17 protein-coding genes are annotated in these 18,730 nt (G+C 37.4%); 13 read left to right on the top strand and 4 right to left on the bottom strand.

The window, feature by feature from the left end:
* The first annotated feature begins 79 nt into the window (after window positions 1-79).
* Genes mraZ through ftsZ form a run of 13 tightly spaced genes read left to right on the top strand, consistent with a single transcriptional unit; the run spans window position 80 to window position 15,712 of the window.
* Entirely contained in the window at window positions 80-553 is a 474-nt protein-coding gene (gene mraZ, locus INR75_RS00705; RefSeq protein WP_223090376.1) for a division/cell wall cluster transcriptional repressor MraZ, read from the top strand.
* Window positions 540-1,436, top strand: coding sequence for a 16S rRNA (cytosine(1402)-N(4))-methyltransferase RsmH (rsmH, locus tag INR75_RS00700; protein ID WP_223090375.1), 897 nt, complete (start codon window positions 540-542; stop codon window positions 1,434-1,436). Before mraZ ends, rsmH begins: the two co-directional genes overlap by 14 nt.
* A 15-nt stretch (window positions 1,437-1,451) precedes the next feature.
* Entirely contained in the window at window positions 1,452-1,769 is a 318-nt protein-coding gene (locus INR75_RS00695; protein WP_092543074.1) for an FtsL-like putative cell division protein, read from the top strand.
* Window positions 1,770-1,773: 4 nt separating this feature from the next.
* Window positions 1,774-3,765 (top strand): penicillin-binding protein, encoded by a 1,992-nt coding sequence (locus INR75_RS00690; protein ID WP_223090374.1) that lies wholly within the window; start codon window positions 1,774-1,776, stop codon window positions 3,763-3,765.
* Window positions 3,762-5,228 carry a UDP-N-acetylmuramoyl-L-alanyl-D-glutamate--2,6-diaminopimelate ligase gene (locus INR75_RS00685; RefSeq protein WP_223090373.1) on the top strand — a complete coding sequence of 489 codons (1,467 nt, stop codon included), beginning with the start codon at window positions 3,762-3,764 and terminating at the stop codon, window positions 5,226-5,228. The genes INR75_RS00690 and INR75_RS00685 overlap by 4 nt, the downstream gene beginning before the upstream one ends.
* Before the next feature lie 24 nt (window positions 5,229-5,252).
* Window positions 5,253-6,491 carry a phospho-N-acetylmuramoyl-pentapeptide-transferase gene (mraY, locus tag INR75_RS00680; protein WP_223090372.1) on the top strand — a complete coding sequence of 413 codons (1,239 nt, stop codon included), beginning with the start codon at window positions 5,253-5,255 and terminating at the stop codon, window positions 6,489-6,491.
* 3 nt (window positions 6,492-6,494) lie between these two features.
* Window positions 6,495-7,832: a UDP-N-acetylmuramoyl-L-alanine--D-glutamate ligase gene (gene murD, locus INR75_RS00675; RefSeq protein WP_223090371.1), complete on the top strand. Its 1,338-nt coding sequence runs from the start codon at window positions 6,495-6,497 to the stop codon at window positions 7,830-7,832.
* 31 nt (window positions 7,833-7,863) lie between these two features.
* On the top strand, window positions 7,864-9,072 hold the full coding sequence (locus INR75_RS00670) for an FtsW/RodA/SpoVE family cell cycle protein (protein WP_223090370.1): 1,209 nt from the start codon (window positions 7,864-7,866) through the stop codon (window positions 9,070-9,072).
* Window positions 9,069-10,169: an undecaprenyldiphospho-muramoylpentapeptide beta-N-acetylglucosaminyltransferase gene (gene murG / locus INR75_RS00665; protein WP_223090369.1), complete on the top strand. Its 1,101-nt coding sequence runs from the start codon at window positions 9,069-9,071 to the stop codon at window positions 10,167-10,169. The genes INR75_RS00670 and murG overlap by 4 nt, the downstream gene beginning before the upstream one ends.
* 1 nt (window position 10,170) lies before the next feature.
* Entirely contained in the window at window positions 10,171-11,526 is a 1,356-nt protein-coding gene (gene murC, locus INR75_RS00660; protein WP_223090368.1) for a UDP-N-acetylmuramate--L-alanine ligase, read from the top strand.
* Entirely contained in the window at window positions 11,516-12,232 is a 717-nt protein-coding gene (locus INR75_RS00655; RefSeq protein ID WP_223090367.1) for a cell division protein FtsQ/DivIB, read from the top strand. The genes murC and INR75_RS00655 overlap by 11 nt, the downstream gene beginning before the upstream one ends.
* Before the next feature lie 3 nt (window positions 12,233-12,235).
* Complete coding sequence (gene ftsA, locus INR75_RS00650; RefSeq protein ID WP_223090366.1) at window positions 12,236-13,579, top strand: cell division protein FtsA; 1,344 nt, start codon at window positions 12,236-12,238, stop codon at window positions 13,577-13,579.
* Between the two features lie 36 nt (window positions 13,580-13,615).
* Entirely contained in the window at window positions 13,616-15,712 is a 2,097-nt protein-coding gene (gene ftsZ, locus INR75_RS00645) for a cell division protein FtsZ (protein ID WP_223090365.1), read from the top strand.
* Between the two features lie 292 nt (window positions 15,713-16,004).
* Here the strand turns inward: ftsZ and INR75_RS00640 are convergent, their stop codons facing one another.
* From INR75_RS00640 to INR75_RS00625, 4 genes are all read right to left on the bottom strand, one after another.
* Window positions 16,005-16,214, bottom strand: coding sequence for a hypothetical protein (locus INR75_RS00640; RefSeq protein ID WP_223090364.1), 210 nt, complete (start codon window positions 16,212-16,214; stop codon window positions 16,005-16,007).
* Window positions 16,215-16,307: 93 nt separating this feature from the next.
* Complete coding sequence (locus tag INR75_RS00635) at window positions 16,308-16,916, bottom strand: inorganic diphosphatase (protein ID WP_255584608.1); 609 nt, start codon at window positions 16,914-16,916, stop codon at window positions 16,308-16,310.
* Window positions 16,917-16,922: 6 nt separating this feature from the next.
* The gene (locus tag INR75_RS00630; protein WP_223090363.1) at window positions 16,923-17,483 is read right to left on the bottom strand and encodes a hypothetical protein; all 561 of its coding nucleotides are present in this window, start codon (window positions 17,481-17,483) and stop codon (window positions 16,923-16,925) included.
* 190 nt (window positions 17,484-17,673) lie between these two features.
* Complete coding sequence (locus INR75_RS00625) at window positions 17,674-18,729, bottom strand: LD-carboxypeptidase (protein WP_223090362.1); 1,056 nt, start codon at window positions 18,727-18,729, stop codon at window positions 17,674-17,676.
* Between the last annotated feature and the right edge of the window lies 1 nt (window position 18,730).

The raw sequence follows: 18,730 nt of genomic DNA, 5'->3' as shown, positions 1-18,730 counted from the left end.
AAAAACTTATCAACAATGTGGTAGGAAGTGGTAAAAAGTGGTAATATTTTCAATATATTTGATTTTGTAAAGCAAATTTGTGGTAAATCTTATTGGAACATACGAGTGTAAAGTTGACACTAAGGGTAGGCTAATGGTGCCTTCAGCCCTTAAGAAACAGCTTATGCCTATGCTTCAGGAAGGTTTTGTGATTAAAAGAGCTGTCTTTCAGTCTTGTTTAGAGTTGTATCCCATGGAAGAGTGGAATAAACTTATGCAACGAATGAACAAACTTAATCGCTTTAAAAAGAAAAACAACGACTTTATTCGAAGATTCACCGCTGGTGTAAAGACCGTAGAGGTAGATGGAAATGGCAGGTTGCTTATTCCAAAAGACCTTGTTGGTTTTGCAGGTATTAAGAAAGAGATAGTGCTTTCTTCAGCAATCAATATTGTGGAAATCTGGGATAAAGATAAGTACGAAGAAACAATCGAGGCTGCAAGCGATGATTTTGCAGATCTGGCAGAAGAGGTAATGGGAATAGATGATTTCGATGTTGATGGAATATCATAATCCGGTATTATTAAAGGAGTCTGTAGACGGTTTGAATATCAAACCCAATGGCGTGTATGTAGATGTCACATTTGGTGGCGGTGGTCACTCACGCGAAATTTTAAGCAGGCTGGGTGAACAGGGGAAACTTTTTGCTTTCGATCAGGATACCGATGCTTTACAAAATAAGATAGATGATCCTCGCTTTATACTCATCAATGAAAATTTTAGATTCTTAAAGCGATTTTTGAGGTTTTATGGTATTAAAAAAGTAGATGGAATTTTAGGTGATTTTGGAGTTTCCTCGCATCAGTTTAATGAAGCAGAACGAGGTTTTTCTACTCGATTTAATGCTAAACTCGATATGCGAATGGACCAGGGGAGCTCTCTTAGTGCTTACCAGGTTATAAATGAATATGAAGAAGAGCAATTAAAAAGTTTATTCTATCAATATGCCGATCTAAAAAATGCTCCAAAATTAGCAAGAATCATCGTTGCTGAGCGAAAAAATAATCTAATCGAAAATAGTGAAGATTTAAATGAACTTTTAAAGCCTCACTTATTTAAAGGAAAAGAGAATAAAATTTTAGCGCAGATCTACCAGGCAATTCGCATAGAGGTGAATCAGGAAATAGAAGTGCTGAAGGAATTTTTATTGCAAACGGAAGAAATAGTGCTTAAAAATGGGAGAATCAGTTTGATCTCTTACCACTCGTTAGAAGATCGTTTGGTGAAAAGATATATAAGAAGCGGACTTTTTGAAGGGGAGCCAGAAAAAGATTTCTACGGAAATATTTCTGTGCCCTTTAAAAAGGTAGGTGGGTTAATCGTACCATCTAAAGAAGAGATTAGCGAAAATAATAGAGCGCGAAGTGCGAAATTAAGAATAGCCAAAAAGCTATAAAACCAGAATCGATCTATGAAGAAAGGTTTTTACAATATTCTTAAAGCCAATTTTTTGATTAACGAAGACGCCTTTAAAAACTGGCGTTTTATCGTATTCTGCACTGTTTTGGCCATCATTATGATTGCCAGCTCGCATAGCGCAGAGCGTAAAGTGCATGAAATAGCACGATTACACGAAGAAGTTTTAGAATTAAGAAGCGAGTTTTTAGAAGGGCGTTCTAATTTGATGAAAATCAAAATGGAATCTACTGTTACCAACGAGATGAAAAAAATAGGGATTGGTCCTTCAGATATTCCACCATATAAATTAAGAGTAAAAGTTAGCGAGTAGTTGTATGGCAACAACCGATAAAGGCATATTAAACAGGTTATATTTTGTTGCAGGATGCATGTTCATCTTTGCGATAGCTGTTGGTGTGAAGCTAATGGATATTCAGTTTATAGAAGGAGAACATTATAAACAACTTTCAGAAGAGCGTGTTTATCGAAATTTCACTATTCCTGCAAACCGAGGGAATCTTTATGATTCTAACGGAAGTCTTTTAGCAGCTTCTGTTCCTAAATACGATATCAGGTTTGATGCAGTTACTGTTTCAGATGAAGATTTCGAGGAGAATGTTTTAGCACTTTCCAAAGAACTTTCTAAAATGCTGGGCAATACTTCCTCATATTATGTACATAAATTAAGAACAGCCAGAGCGCATAATCAACGATATGTTTTAATAACTCGTGGTCTTGGATATTCAGAATATATGAAGATCAAGACGTTCCCAATTTTCAATCTAGGAGCTTACAAAGGCGGACTTATAGTAGAACAGCGTACGGTGAGAGAGCATCCACTTGGGAAAATGGCCGAGCGTACCGTTGGATACGAGAGACAGGATGACGAAGGTTATTTTACAAGAGTTGGTTTAGAAGGTGCTTTTGGTCCTTATTTAAGAGGAACAGATGGGCATCGTTTAAAACAAAAGATAGCTAAAGGACAGTGGAAGCCAATTAGCGATAATAATGAAGTTGAGCCTAAAGATGGTTATGATGTGATTTCTACCATCGATGTAAATATTCAGGATATTGCGCATCATGCTCTATTAAAACAGCTTGAAGATTTTGAAGCTGAACATGGTACCGTAATCGTAATGGAAACCGCAACAGGCGAGATCAAAGCCATGTCTAACCTTGGTCGTACAAATGAAGGGACCTATTACGAAAAAAGAAATTATGCGGTTTACGAAGCGCATGAGCCGGGATCTACTTTCAAGTTAATGGCGATGGTAGCCGGTTTAGAAGATGGTGTGATTGATACTAACCAAGTTGTGGATACAGAAAATGGCGTTGTTCGGTTCTACGGAAGAGCGGTACGTGATTCTCATCATGGTGGCTACGGCAAAATTTCCGCAGCCAGAGCTTTCGAAGTTTCATCGAATACAGCTTTTACAAAAATGATCACGCAGGGATATAAAAATAACCCTGAGAAATTTGTAGATCGATTAGACGATATGGGTGTTACCCGTAAAATTGGTCTGGAGATAAAAGGAGAAGGAACTCCTAGAATTCCGCATCCAGATGATAAAGGTTGGAATGGTTTAAGTCTGCCTTGGATGGCCTTTGGTTACGGCGTTGCTATTACTCCGTTGCAAACTCTGGCTTTTTACAATGCCATCGCTAATGATGGTGAAATGGTGAAACCTCGTTTTATCAAAGAAGTAAAAGAGTGGGATAAGACTATCGTAAAAATGGATCGAGAAGTTATCAATCCTGCGATCTGTTCTTCAGAAACTGCAAAAAAAGTTCGCGAGATGATGAAGAATACCGTAAAACGCGGTACAGCAGCGAATATTTATACACCTAATTTTTCTATGGCGGGAAAAACAGGAACCTGCCAAACCGAATATTGGATAGAGCCGGGAAGATATATAGCGTCTTTTGCAGGATATTTTCCGGCAGATAATCCTAAGTATTCATGCATTGTTGTAGTGCATAAGCCTAAAAGAAGTAAAGGCTATTACGGTAATATCGTAGCGGCACCTGTTTTTAAAAGAATAGCACAGAAAATTTATACCGATACTCCTATTATGGACGAGCTTCCTTCTTTAGAGGTTGAAAGCGAAATAGTAGAACAGGATTTCGAACAATATTATACCAAGGTTCAGGGAGAAAAAGTGGTGATGCCTAATGTAAAAGGAATGCCGGCAATGGATGCTATCCCGCTTTTAGAGAACCTAGGATTAAAAGTACAGGTTAATGGTGATGGCATTGTTAGAAGTCAGTCGATCACCGCGGGCCAAAAAATAAAAAGTAATCAAAAAGTAAATCTGAAGTTAAGTTGAAAATACTTAAGGACATATTATATAAAGTAAGGATGGAATCTGTAGTGGGAAACACTGCAGTAGCTATTAATACTATTCATTTCGATTCGAGAAAAGTTGAAATGAACGATGTCTTTGTAGCAATTACAGGTACGATTTCCAACGGGCACGATTTCATTGAAAAAGCGATTAATAAGGGAGCCTTGGTGATTATTTGTGAAGAGCTTCCGGCTAATATCGTGAATGGGGTTACTTATGTTCAGGTGGTCAATTCTAAGGAAGCTTTAGCATATATGGCTGCTAACTTCTATGGCAATCCTTCAGATAAACTCAAATTGGTTGGAGTTACCGGTACTAATGGTAAAACAACCATAGCTACTTTATTGTATGATTTATTTACCAAAGCCGGCTTTAAAGTTGGTTTACTTTCAACAGTGAAAGTAATGGTAGGAGATAAATTATATGATGCGGTACGCACAACACCAGATTCGTTAACCATCAATTACTATTTAGCTGAAATGAACGAAGAAGGTGTAGAGTATTGCTTTATGGAAGTAAGTTCTCATGGAATCGATCAGCACCGTACAACTGGATTAGAATTTGCTGGCGGAATTTTCACCAATCTTAGCCATGATCATTTAGATTATCATAATAGTTTTGCAGAATATCGTGATGTGAAAAAGCGGTTTTTTGATGAATTGCCAGCTTCAGCATTTGCATTGACCAATGTAGATGATAAGAATGGCGAGGTGATGCTGCAAAACACCAACGCGAAGCAATATACCTACGGACTTAAGAACTATGCTGATTATAAAGCGCAGATCCTTGAGAATCAATTTACAGGATTATTACTGAAGATCAACGATCAGGAAGTATGGTCTCGGTTAATCGGAAGCTTCAACGCTTACAATATTTTGGCGATTTATGCCGCTGCGGAATTACTTGGATTAGAAACCATAGAAAACCTCAAGTTTATAAGTGAGCTTCATTCTGTAAATGGACGCTTTCAATATTTCATTTCTTCCGAAGAAAAAATTACCGCAATTGTAGATTACGCACATACCCCAGATGCATTAAAAAATGTGTTAGAGACCATCAATGCGATTAGAACAAAAAATGAAGAACTAATTACTGTTGTTGGTTGTGGTGGTGATAGAGATCGAACCAAAAGACCAAAAATGGGACATATCGCTTCGGCTTTAAGTTCTAAAGTGATCTTTACAAGTGATAATCCAAGAACTGAAGATCCAGATGCTATTATTGAAGAAATAGAAAAAGGGGTAGAACCTCAAAATTTTAATAAAACAGTTTCAGTAACTAATAGAAAACAAGCGATCAAAACCGCTTGCCAAATGGCGAAAGCCAACGATATTATTTTAATCGCAGGAAAAGGTCATGAAACCTACCAGGAAGTTGATGGTGAAAAACATGATTTTGATGATTATAAGATCGTGAGTGAATTTTTAAAACAGCTAAAAAAGTAACGCCAAAAGGCAGAATATAAGGATATGCTTTATTATTTATTTCAATTTTTAGAAGATAAATACCAGTTCCCGGGAGCTCAGTTGTTTGAATATCTTTCTTTCCGTTCGGCTATGGCTATACTTTTATCGCTGTTAATCTCTACAATTTACGGGAAGCGAATAATTAACTATTTGCAAACCAAACAAATTGGGGAAAGTGTAAGGGAGCTTGGTTTGCAAGGGCAAACCGAAAAAGCCGGCACTCCAACAATGGGAGGAATTATCATCATAATTTCAACCTTGATACCGGTGTTGCTATTGGCCAAATTAGAGAATATTTATGTGATTTTATTGATTATCACTACCATTTGGATGGGCGCCATTGGTTTTTTGGATGATTATATAAAAACATTTAAAAAAGATAAGGAAGGCTTGCCAGGTAAGTTTAAAATTCTTGGACAGGTTGGTCTTGGTTTGATCGTTGGAAGTATCATGTATTTTCACGATGGAATTACCATAAAGGAAAAGTCGAATCCTGAAGAAGCTATTTCCCAGGAAATGATGTTAGGGGCTAATGATCTTCCAGAAATGGGGCCAGAGCAAAAAACACTTACGACAACCATTCCTTTTGTAAAAGATAATGAATTTGATTACTCGAAGATCATCTCCTGGATAAACCCAGATTTGGCAAAATACGCCTGGATTATTTTTATCCCAATTGTGATCTTTATAGTTACAGCGGTTTCAAACGGAGCGAATCTAACTGATGGAATCGACGGACTTGCCGCAGGATCTTCAGCAATCATTGTGCTAACATTGGGCATTTTTGCATGGGTTTCTGGTAATATCATTTTTTCAGATTACCTGAATATAATGTACATCCCTCGTTCCGGAGAAATGACGATTTACATAACGGCATTTGCAGGAGCATTAGTCGGTTTTCTATGGTATAACACCTATCCGGCCCAGGTTTTTATGGGAGATACGGGGAGTTTAACTATTGGAGGAATTATTGCTGTTTTAGCAATTGCTTCTAGAAAAGAATTATTGATACCTATTTTATGCGGAATTTTCTTAGTAGAGAATCTATCTGTTATGCTACAGGTATCCTGGTTTAAATACACTAAAAAGAAATTTGGCGAAGGGCGCAGGATTTTCCTGATGTCTCCTTTGCATCATCACTACCAAAAGAAAGGGCATCATGAAAGTAAGATCGTTGTTCGGTTTTGGGTAGTGGGTATTTTCCTGGCCATTTTAACCATTGTGACACTTAAACTTCGATAAAAGTTGAGTAAGAAAATTGTCATACTTGGTGGTGGAGAAAGCGGTGTTGGTACTGCGATCTTGGCGAAGAAAGAAGGCTATAAGATTTGGCTTTCAGACAAAGGAAAAATTAAAGAAAAATATAAAAAGGTTCTTGAATATCTTGAAATAGACTGGGAGGAAGAAAAGCATACCGAATCGCAGATTTTTGATGCTGATGTGGTGATGAAAAGTCCGGGTATTCCAGATACGGTGCCAATGATAAAAGCACTAAGAGAAAAGGGGATTCCTGTAATTTCTGAAATAGAATTTGCTGCGGAATACACCAGTGCGGTAATTGTTGGGATCACCGGAAGTAACGGAAAAACCACGACCACAAAATTAACCGATCATCTATTGAATGATGCTGGTTTAAATGTAGGAATGGCCGGTAATGTAGGAGATAGTTTTGCGAAACAGGTGGCAGAAACAAATCCAGCTTACTATGTGTTAGAACTTAGTAGTTTTCAGTTAGACGGGATTGAAAAGTTTAGACCGCATATTGCGATTTTAACCAATATCACTCCAGATCATTTAGATCGATATGATTATAAATTCGATAATTATATCGAAGCTAAGTTCAGGATAACAAAGAATCAAACAAAGGACGATTATTTTATTTACGACGCAGATGACGAAGTTATTACGAGCTGGCTAAAAAACAACAAAATTGAGGCGCAGTTACTGCCATTTTCGCTGGAGAGAAAGTTAGAGAATGGTGCATATTTAGAAAATGATACAATTATTATAAAGACAGAAAATACAGAGTTTACTATGGCTACTTCAGATTTAACATTACAAGGTAAACACAATACGAAGAACGCAATGGCAGCTGCTACAGTGGCAAAGCTTTTAAAAATAAGAAAGAATACGATCCGTGAAAGTATGGAAAGCTTTCAGGGTGTAGAACATCGCTTAGAAAAAGTGCTTAAGATCAATAATGTGCAATACATCAACGATTCTAAAGCAACAAATGTTAATGCTACTTATTATGCTTTAGAAAGTATGGAAGGGCAAACCGTTTGGATCTTAGGAGGTGTAGATAAAGGAAATGTTTACGACGAACTTTTGCCATTGGTGAACGAAAAAGTAAAAGCAATTATTTGCCTAGGAGTAGATAATACCAAGATCATTAATTCTTTTGGGAATTGTGTTGAAACAATGATGGAAACACAAAGCATGAATGAAGCTGTGAAAATGGCGTATAGACTTTCTGAAAAAGGAGATACAGTTTTACTTTCTCCAGCCTGTGCTAGTTTCGATCTTTTTGAGAATTACGAAGATCGCGGAAGACAGTTTAAAGAAGCAGTAAGAAATTTATAGAATATCGGCAAAATTAAGCTGAGAGAGCGAAATGGGGAACATTTTTGCAAATATTAAAGGAGATAAGGTAATCTGGGCTACTGCCGGGCTACTGGCGATATTTTCATTTTTGCCGGTGTACAGCGCGAGTAGTAACATTGCTTACCTATATGGTGATGGGAGTACTTTTAAATATTTGATCGTTCATTTTTTCCATTTGTTATTAGGCTTTTGTGTGATGTTCGCAGCGCATAAAGTGCCTTATCGTTACTACAAGGGATTATCGATCATAATGCTGCCAGTAGTAATTGTATTGTTGATCTATACAATGGCTCAGGGAACGGTGATCGATGGGGCAAATGCTAGTAGATGGATTAGGATTCCGGTCTTAGGAGTTACGTTTCAGTCATCTACGTTTGCAGCAGTAGTTTTAATGATCTATGTGGCGAAATATATGTCTAGGATCACCGAGAAAAAAATCACTTTTAAAGAGACAATTTTACCACTTTGGGTGCCCGTAGGTTCAGTATTAATGTTAATTTTGCCGGCCAATTTTTCGACAACTGCGATCATTTTTGCTATGGTTTTGGTTCTCATGTTTTTAGGTGGTTATCCTATAAAATATCTGGCTGCGGTGGTGTTCGCCGGAGTAATTTTATTCGGAATTTTTGTTTTGGCAGCGAAGGCATTTCCTGGAATTTTACCTAACAGGATCGATACCTGGGCGAGTAGGATAGAGAATTTTACAAACGACGAAGATACTGAAGCAGATTATCAAATCGAAAGAGCAAAGATAGCCATCGCAAGAGGTGGTATTGCAGGAACAGGGATTGGAAAAAGTGTGCAGCGAAATTTTTTACCGCAGTCTTCTTCAGATTTTATCTACGCGATAATTGTTGAAGAAATGGGCTTAATTGGTGCGTTTGGAGTGATGTTAGCCTATTTAATGATCTTGTTTAGGATCATCATCGTAGCGACCAAAGCAAATACTGTTTTTGGAAAACTATTGGTAATGGGAGTAGGTATTCCAATTATTTTTCAGGCATTGGTAAATATGGCGGTTGCAGTGGAATTATTTCCGGTAACCGGGCAAACATTACCGTTGGTGAGTAGTGGTGGTACATCGATTTGGATGACCTGTATGTCACTAGGGATTATTCTTAGTGTAAGTGCGAAAAGAGAAGAAGAAAAAGAATTCGAAGAAGCTGAAAGAAATGCCGAGGACGAAAATCCTTTGGATATTTTAAGCGAAGCAATATGAGTAAAGATCTACGTATCATATTATCTGGTGGAGGAACGGGTGGTCATATTTACCCGGCTATTGCTATTGCCGATGAGGTAAAGCGACGCTATCCCGATGCTAGGATCAAGTTTGTGGGTGCGCAGGATAAAATGGAGATGGAAAAAGTGCCGCAGGCCGGTTACGAGATCGAAGGGCTTTGGATTAGCGGTTTGCAGCGAAAGTTAACGCTTAAAAATCTAATGTTTCCATTCAAATTACTGAATAGCATTAGTAAATCCAGAAAGATCATAAAAGATTTTAAACCGAATGTTGCCATTGGTACAGGAGGATTTGCAAGCGGACCTTTATTACATGTTGCTAATAAAAAGGATATACCAACCTTGCTTCAGGAGCAAAACTCATTTCCTGGGATCACCAATAAGATTCTGGCGAAAAGAGCAAATGTGATATGTGCGGCTTATGATGAAGTGAAGCGATTTTTTCCGCAGGAAAAAGTAAAAAAAACAGGAAATCCGGTACGCCAGGATTTATTGGATATTGATACCAAAAGAATAGAAGCACAAAAGTTTTTTAATCTGGATTCCGATAAAAAAACAGTGCTGGTTCTTGGTGGTAGTTTAGGAGCAAGAAGAGTGAATCAATTAATCGCCCAACATGCCGATCGATTAAAGCAAGAAAATATTCAGTTGATCTGGCAATGCGGTAAATTATATTACGAAGATTACAAAACTTATACTGAAGGAACTGTTCAGGTTCATCAGTTTTTAAACAAAATGGATTTGGCTTATGCGGCAGCGGATGTGATTATTTCAAGAGCCGGTGCAGGTAGTGTTTCAGAGCTTTGTATTGTTGGAAAACCGGTAATTTTTATTCCGTCTCCCAATGTAGCAGAAGATCACCAAACCAAAAATGCGATGGCTGTGACAAAAAACGATGCGGCCATCACCATTGGTGAAACCGAGCTGGATGAAAAGTTTGAAAATATCTTTTTCGATTTGCTGAATAATGAAACCCGGCAAAAAGAATTAGGCGAAAATATTAAGAAAATGGCCTTGCCAAATGCAACGGCAAATATTGTAGACGAAATAGAAAAACTAATTATCAGAAAAGCCTAGATTGAATAATTTAAGTCACATACAAAACTTTTATTTTATCGGGATTGGCGGTATTGGGATGAGTGCGTTGGCGCGCTTCTTTAAATCTCAGGGCAAAAATGTAGCCGGTTACGATAAAACAGCTTCAGTGCTTACCAAAGAACTGGAAGCTGAAGGGATTTTGGTGACTTTTAAAGATGATATTAGTGAAATTCCGCAGCAATTTAAAGACTCAGAAAAAACACTTGTAGTTTATACTCCAGCTGTTCCTAAAGAAAATACGCTTTATCAGTATTTCGTAGCAGAACAATTCGTTCTGAAAAAACGTTCTGAAGTGCTTGGCTTAATAAGTAGCGATCGTTTCACGCTTGCTGTGGCCGGGACTCACGGTAAAACTACAACAACGGCAATTTTAGGCCATTTATTAAAAGAAACCAATGCGCCGGTAACGGTATTTTTGGGTGGAATAAGCGAAGATATTCAAAGTAACTTGATTCTTAAAGGCGATGAAGTTATCGTTGCTGAAGCAGATGAATTTGATCGTTCTTTTCTTCATTTGTCACCAAATATCGCAGCTATAAATTCGATGGATGCAGATCATCTGGATATCTATGGCGTAAACGAACATCTGCAAGCTTCATTTAAAGCTTTTGCAGATCTACTTCCTGAAGATGGGACGCTTTTCGTTAAAAACGGACTTCCACTTAAAGGAAAAACAATTGGAATTGAGGATGATGCTGATTTTTCAGCAATCAATATAAAAATAATAGGAGGGAGTTATCATTTTGATCTTAAAACTCCTACAAAAATTATTGAAGGATTTATTCTTAACCTACCAGGCAGACATAATGTCTTAAACGCTGTAACAGCTCTGGCTATGGCGCTGGAATATGGCTCCCCAACCAACCAGTTAAGCCAGGCGTTACAGAGTTTTAAAGGAATAAGAAGGCGCTTTTCATATAAGATTAAAACTGAAGAATTGGTTTTGATCGATGATTATGCGCATCATCCGGCAGAAATAGATGCTGTGTTTGGAGCGGTAAAAGAATTATATCCTAAAAAGCCGAATTTGGTCATTTTTCAGCCTCATTTATATAGCAGAACCAGGGATTTTGCAGATGATTTTGCTGAAAAACTAGCTCAATTCGATGAGATCATGCTTATGGATATCTATCCGGCCCGTGAAAAGCCAATAGAAGGAATAGATTCTGAGTGGTTATTAGGGAAAATCGATAATCCAAAAAAGCACTTAGTAAAAAGAGAAGAATTATCGGCCAAAATCGCTAAAACTAAGGCTAAAGTTATTTTGATGCTTGGAGCCGGAGATATAGGAAATGAAGTTGAAACCGTAAAAACAGCATTGGAAGATGAAATCTAAATTAGGTTACATAAAGTTCGTGCTTTTGCTGGCTTTGGTTGCTTTTCTATATGGTTTTGCAGAAAAAAGACATAGCCAACGAAAATTGGATGGTACAGAAGTTCATTTTACAGACAACGAAAACCTGTATGTTACTGTAGATGCGGTTAATAAGTTGTTGATACAAAATGAAGAGGCTAACGAAAACCTGGGACAAGAAACTTTAGATTTGAATAAGGTAGAGATGCTTCTTAACAGTCACGATATGATAGAGAATGCCGAGGTTTTCTTAAAATTGAACGGAAAACTCTCTGCAATTGTGAGCCAGCGTAAACCTATTGGGAGAGCCGTAGGTAATACTTCATTTTACCTGGATAAAAATGGAGAGGTGATGCCACTTTCAGAAAATTTTTCGGCAAGGGTACCTCTTATGTTAGGTTTCAATGAAACTAATATTTTAAAGGCTTATCCATTGGTGAGCTATATAAAAAATGATAGTTTTTTACAGAAGCATATTACTACAATACATCGTTTGGCAAATGGGCGCTACGAGCTTAAGCTGCGTAAAGCTGGTTTTACGGTGTACTTTGGAGAAGTGAAAAATATTGAGCTGAAATTCAATAATTTCAAGGCATTTTATAAAAAAGCATTAAAAGATAAAAAGTTAGATACCTATAAAAAAGTGAATCTACAGTTTGGTAATCAGGTTGTATGCACTAAAAAGTAAGATATGGAGCAAAACGATATTGCAGTAGGATTAGATATAGGGACGACAAAGATTGTTGCCATGATTGGCAAGAAGAATGAGTACGGCAAAGTAGAGATCGTTGGGATTGGTAAATCCAGAAGTCTGGGTGTGCACCGTGGTGTGGTAAATAACATCACGCAAACCATTCAATCTATACAACAGGCCATTCAGGAAGCTGAAGCAGATTCTGGACAAAAAATTAAAGATGTAGTTGTAGGGATTGCCGGGCAACATATTAGAAGTTTGCAGCATAGTGATTATATCACAAGGCCAAACCCTGAAGAAGTTATTGATGCTGAAGATATTCATAGTTTATGCAATCAGGTTCATAAACTGGTTATGTTACCTGGGGAAGAAATAATTCATGTACTTCCGCAGGAATATAAAGTAGATGGGCAGGCTGAAATTAAAGAGCCTATCGGGATGTATGGTGGTCGCCTTGAAGCAAATTTTCACGTGGTTGTAGGCCAGGTTTCTTCAATAAGAAATATTGGTAGATGTGTAAAAAGTGCAGGTTTAGACCTTTCAGCAGTAACATTAGAGCCTTTGGCATCTGCAAATGCAGTGCTTAGCCAGGAAGAAAAAGAAGCAGGTGTAGCACTTATCGATATAGGTGGTGGTACTACAGATCTTGCAATTTTTAAAGACGGAATTATTAGACATACAGCAGTAATCCCTTTTGGAGGAAATGTGATTACTGAGGATATAAAAGAAGGTTGTTCGATCATCGAAAAGCAGGCAGAATTGCTAAAGATCAAATTTGGATCGGCATGGCCAGGAGAAAATAAGGATAACGAGATCGTTTCTATTCCCGGATTACGAGGAAGAGAGCCAAAAGAAATTACCCTTAAAAATCTTTCGAAGATCATTCATGCCCGTGTGGTAGAAATTATCGAGCAGGTTTATCTGGAGATAAAAAATTATGGTCACGAAGATCAAAAGAAAAAGCTTATTGGCGGGCTTGTGTTAACCGGTGGCGGAGCGCAGTTAAAGCATCTTAAGCAATTAGTAGAGTATATAACAGGAATGGATACCAGGATTGGTTTTCCTAACGAACATCTGGCAGGAAATAATGATTCTGAAACTACCAGCCCAATGTATGCAACAGCAGTTGGATTGGTGATGAATAGTTTAGAGACTAGCAAAAGTAGTTTTCAGGAAGAAGCCGTTCTTAAAGAGAAAGAACCAGAGCCATTGCCGGTAGATGAAGAAGGAGAGGCAGAGCGAGAAGAACCGCAAGTACAGGTAGAACAGCCTAAGCCCAGAAAAAGTATTTTCGATAAATGGGCAGAAAAGTTCAAAGATTTTTTAGATAACGCAGAGTAATACATAGCACAATAGAGAACCAGTAAAATTGAATTTATGAGCAACACAGAATTCGGAGACATTTCATTCGATTTACCTAAAAATCAATCGAACGTCATCAAAGTTATTGGTGTAGGTGGTGGCGGTAGTAATGCTATTAACCACATGTTTCAACTAGGGATTAAAGGAGTAGATTTTGTAATCTGTAATACTGATGCGCAGGCATTAGAAAACAGTACTGTTCCTAATAAGATCCAGTTGGGAGTTAGCCTTACCGAGGGACTTGGAGCAGGAGCAAATCCTGAAATTGGAGAACAGGCCGCAGTAGAAAGTTTTGATGAGATAAAAAACATGCTCGATGTGAATACCAAAATGGTATTTATCACTGCGGGTATGGGAGGTGGTACCGGTACAGGTGCTGCACCAGTGATCGCAAAACAGGCCAAAGAAATGGATATTCTTACGGTAGGGATCGTAACTATTCCTTTTCAGTTTGAAGGTAGAATGAGAAATGAACAGGCTCAAAAAGGAGTTGAAAAGCTTAGGTCTCATGTAGATTCTCTAATTGTGATCAATAACAATAAACTTCGTGAAGTTTATGGAAACTTAGGTTTTAAAGCCGGTTTCTCTAAGGCAGATGAAGTTTTAGCTACTGCTTCTCGTGGTATTGCTGAAGTAATTACCCATCACTACACACAAAACATTGACCTTAGGGATGCAAAAACGGTGTTGAGTAATAGTGGTACTGCGATCATGGGATCTGCATCTGCTTCAGGAGCAAATAGAGCTCAGGATGCAATCGCTAAAGCTTTAGATTCTCCATTACTAAACGATAATAAGATTACCGGTGCTCAAAATGTATTGCTATTAATTGTTTCCGGTTCCGAAGAAATTACTATAGACGAGATTGGTGAAATCAACGATCATATTCAGGGTGAAGCTGGTCATAGTGCCAATATTATTATGGGTGTTGGTGAAGATGAAGCCTTAGAAGGTGCTATTTCTGTAACCATTATTGCTACTGGTTTTAATGTAGAGCAGCAGGATGAAATCACTAATACCGAAACTAAAAAAATCATCCATACACTAGAGGATGAACAAAAAGCGGAGCATGAGTTCCCTTCAGATCGTGGAAATACTGGATCTTTTACCGAGTTACCTTTGCCAGAAGAAAATAAAGAGCCAGAGCCACCAAAGAAGATCGTTCATACTTTAGATGAAAATATGGATGAGGTAGAACCTTCGAAACCTGAAGTTCCAAAAGCTCAGGTGGCACCAGAGGTGAAGCCACAGGTAAACGAAGTTCCTAAAGCTGAAGTTAAACCAGCACAAGCTGCTCCTGCTAAAGATCCAGACCTTTATACGCCACCTTCAGCTTATAACATGGATGTGTTCTATGACGATGTTAATCCTGAAGATTTCGTGATCAATGATACGAATGCGGGAGTTGAAGAAGTTGAAGCTGCGGAAGAAGAAAATAATGATGAAGATCAATTTATGTTCACTTTTGATTTTCCTGTCAATCAGGAGAATAAAAAGCCAGAACCACCAAAAGCTGAAACTCCAAAGCCAGAAGTAAAAGAAGAGCCTAAGCAGGAACCGGTAAAAAGACACGTTTTAAATACCGAGGATGCTGAAGAGCCTAGTTATGAGGTTAAAAATATTGAAGTAAACGAGCCTGTAGAAGTAATTCCTGCCACAGAACATGTAGCAGATGGTACAGTGAAACGATATAGCCTTGACGATTATATGGAATTCGAGCAGCAATTAGAGAACTCGAAACCAGAAAAAGAGGAAAAAAAGGAAGAGCCTAAAGACGAAACCATAGCTTTCGAAAAGCGTACGGTACAACCAACACCGCAAAAGGAAGAGGAGCAGGACGCAAATCCTTTTAATAATCCAATTCCAGAGCATGTAGTAGAACGTGCAGCAGAGCGTCGTGCTAAAATGAAGGAATTCAATTATAAGTTTAGAAGCAATGCTTCGCAGATCGAAGAGATCGAAAAGCAGCCAGCTTATAAAAGAGCCGGAATTAATTTAGATAGCGCTAATCACGGTGAGAGTAAAATGTCTAGAACAACTTTGGGACAGGACGAAAATAATGATCTTCAGTTTAGAAGAAATAATTCGTTCTTACATGATAATGTAGACTAGATAACCAATCTTTATAAATGTAAGAAAGGAGGCTTTAAAAGTCTCCTTTTTTATTTCCAGCTAATCAGGTAATTCGAATTATTTTAAAATCAGTTACAATGATTTTAAGTATACAGCATAATAACGGGATAGGGATAGACAGTATTGAAATTAATTGCTCTCAAAATATAAAGGGTGGTCAACGATAGAAATCATAAAACGATAATCTCAAATTCCTTTTCCATAAGATTCTATATATAAAAAAAAGAGGAGGCAATTTTGCCTCCTCTTTTTTTATTGAAAAACACTATTTCTAGAGTTCTTTTTTATTTTCGGCTTGTATCACATCGGTGTCTTTGCGATATTTTAAAAGGCTAATTCCTGCTAGGAAAAATATAAATCCAATGATACTTAACGCCCAGGGACTTAAAGCCAGGGCTAGACTTCCAAAAATTCCTAATATTCCCATTACAAGTGCAATTGCTCCACCAACGGTTAATATAAGTGCAAAAATCTTAATCATAATTATCGATTTTGGTTAATTGTTGCACTAATTTTATATAATTAACTGATAGTCAGTTTTTAATTAACACATCTTAAGTTTTTTCCTATTGTTTCAATTTATGGTTTTGCGCCATATTTCAATTTGCTTAATGGCTTCAGCTTCGTCTTCCCAGCCTTTTATTTCCAGGCTATTGTCTTTGTCGTAGCTTAAAAACCATAGTTCGATAATGTCTTTAGCTTCGGGATAATTGTTTAGGAAAACTTTATAAGATTCGGCTTTAAAAATTTGATCTTTTTTTAGCGCTGGCACGGCAATGATCTTGTCGTCCTGCTCACCTTCATCGATCAATTTTAAAACAGCAATAGGTTTTATTGGGATGATGTCACCTGTTTTTACAGATTGCCCTAAAATAAGTACATCTAAGGCATCGCCATCTCCACCTTTATTAGGATCTGAATAGGTTGAAGGTATAAATCCGTAATTGCCAGGATAGGGTAAGAATTCTATGATTCTGTCGTTGCCATTTCGCTGATCTGGAATAAATTCCTGAAGTGAATGATCAAACTCGAGTTTAAGGTTGGTGCCTGAAGGTATTTCGACGACGGCTTGATAATTTCCGTCTTCGTCTTTTAAAGCAAGATTCTCATAATCTGGTTTGGTATTACAAGCATAAGCTATAAAAAGGCTGCAGAGTATGAGAATCTTTAATTTTTGCATCATTTATTTTTAATCCCAGTAGATCATAAAATACTTGAATTTAGCGTCATCTGGAATTTGCGATGACCTAATCTTAGTATCGGTATCATAACGCAAACTAGAAGGTAATTCTTTTTTATCTATAGTGATATAAGCATTAATTTCATCTAGAAACACAACGGCCGAACTAATAGTGTTTTCTATTCTCGATATTTTATAGTTTTCAACAATATCTTTAAAAGTACTTTCAGAATTTAAACCTGCTTTTGTTTTAAATCTTGGATCTAAAACTCGAATATAGCCAATAGTGCTTGTGCTGTCGAATTCTTGTGCAGGCTCTAAAATTAGTAAAGCTTCACCACCTTTTTCATAAACCTTAATTTCGTCTGTGGCTCTTAACTGCATTGGTCCGCTGGTTTCTTTTACCAGAGAATCTTCGCGGTATAAAGAGTCTAATTGGTTAATTTTGATATCTTTTTTTAGTTTACCAACCTGTGATGCGGTAATTAAAAAAGGATTGTCTTCATCTTTTTGGCAAGAAGTAAGTATGATGGCAGTTAAAGTGAAAATTGCCAGTAAATGTTTCTTCATAATAATTTGAATTACTTTTCTGTTTAATTTGGCGTATTTGGACTAACGGAAAAAACTGATCTGTGGTATTTTAAAATGAAAAATATACATGAAAAATTATTCCGAAATTCAATCGATTTAGGATTCTAAAAATTTTTATAAAAGTAAGCAATACCTTGTAATTACAGGAAAGGATTTTTTTAGTATGCGCTTAAATTACGGCTGCTTCCAGTAGTTGTATAGTTCCTGCTTCAGCATTAATTTCAGCTTCAATTCCGTTTGGTATCGTGCTGTTATCATCAATATGTCCTATCATTGCTCCGCTAAATGCCGGGATGCTAAGAGGTTTAATGTAATGATCCAAAACTTCCTCTAAAGTTAAACTTCCGTAGCCACTTCCGCCGGGATCACACTCGGTACATTTTCCAAAAACAAAACCTTTAATTTGTTTAAAAACGCCACCAAGTTGTAATTGCGTCATCATTCGATCTACAGCATATACTTTTTCACCAACATCTTCGATATATAGAATTTTATTGCTCCAATCGGAAGGGAAATATTCGCTTCCCATAATTCCTGTTAATACGGAAAGATTTCCGCCTAATAATTGCCCTTTTGCGCTGCCGCCGGTAATGGTACGAGTACGATTTGAAGTCTGAGTAAGATTATCTCCAATTGATTTTGGATTTTCCAGAAGCGGATTTTCTTTATCGAATAAAATAGCTTTAAGATGTGAAACACTGAAGGAATTCCAGGTTGAAACCGCTACCGGCGCATGAAAAGTTACCAAACCTGTTTTTTCGAAAATAGCCGAGTGTAAAGCTGTAATATCGCTATAGCCAATAAAGATCTTGGGATTGGATTTTATCGCTTTGTAATCTAGAAGTTCTAAAATTCTTGCTGAACCCGAGCCGCCACGCAGCGCAATAATTGCATCAACAGATTTATCTTTGAACATCGCATTCAATTCGTCTGCACGCTCTTTATCTGTTCCGGCTAAATGACCATATCGGTTTTTTACAAATTCACCAAACTTTACTTTAAGCCCCATTGCTTCAAAAGATTCTTTTGCGATCTGGTAAGGTTCAGTTTCAAAAATAGCACTGGCCGGGCTTACGATTCCTATAGTATCTCCTTCTTTTAGAGCTTTTGGTTTAATGATGTTTGCGGCCGTATTACTTCCGTAGAAATTAGTGGCAGCGTAAGGACTTAAAGGAATGGCAAGGCTGCTTAGGCCGATATTCTGTAAAAATTTGCGTCTTTGCATG

Origin of the sequence: Zunongwangia sp. SCSIO 43204, from assembly GCF_019904275.1 — a bacterium.
GTDB lineage: Bacteria > Bacteroidota > Bacteroidia > Flavobacteriales > Flavobacteriaceae > Zunongwangia > Zunongwangia mangrovi.
The sequence above is the reverse complement of the archived record's forward strand: the minus strand, read 5'-3'. Positions and strand labels throughout refer to the sequence as shown.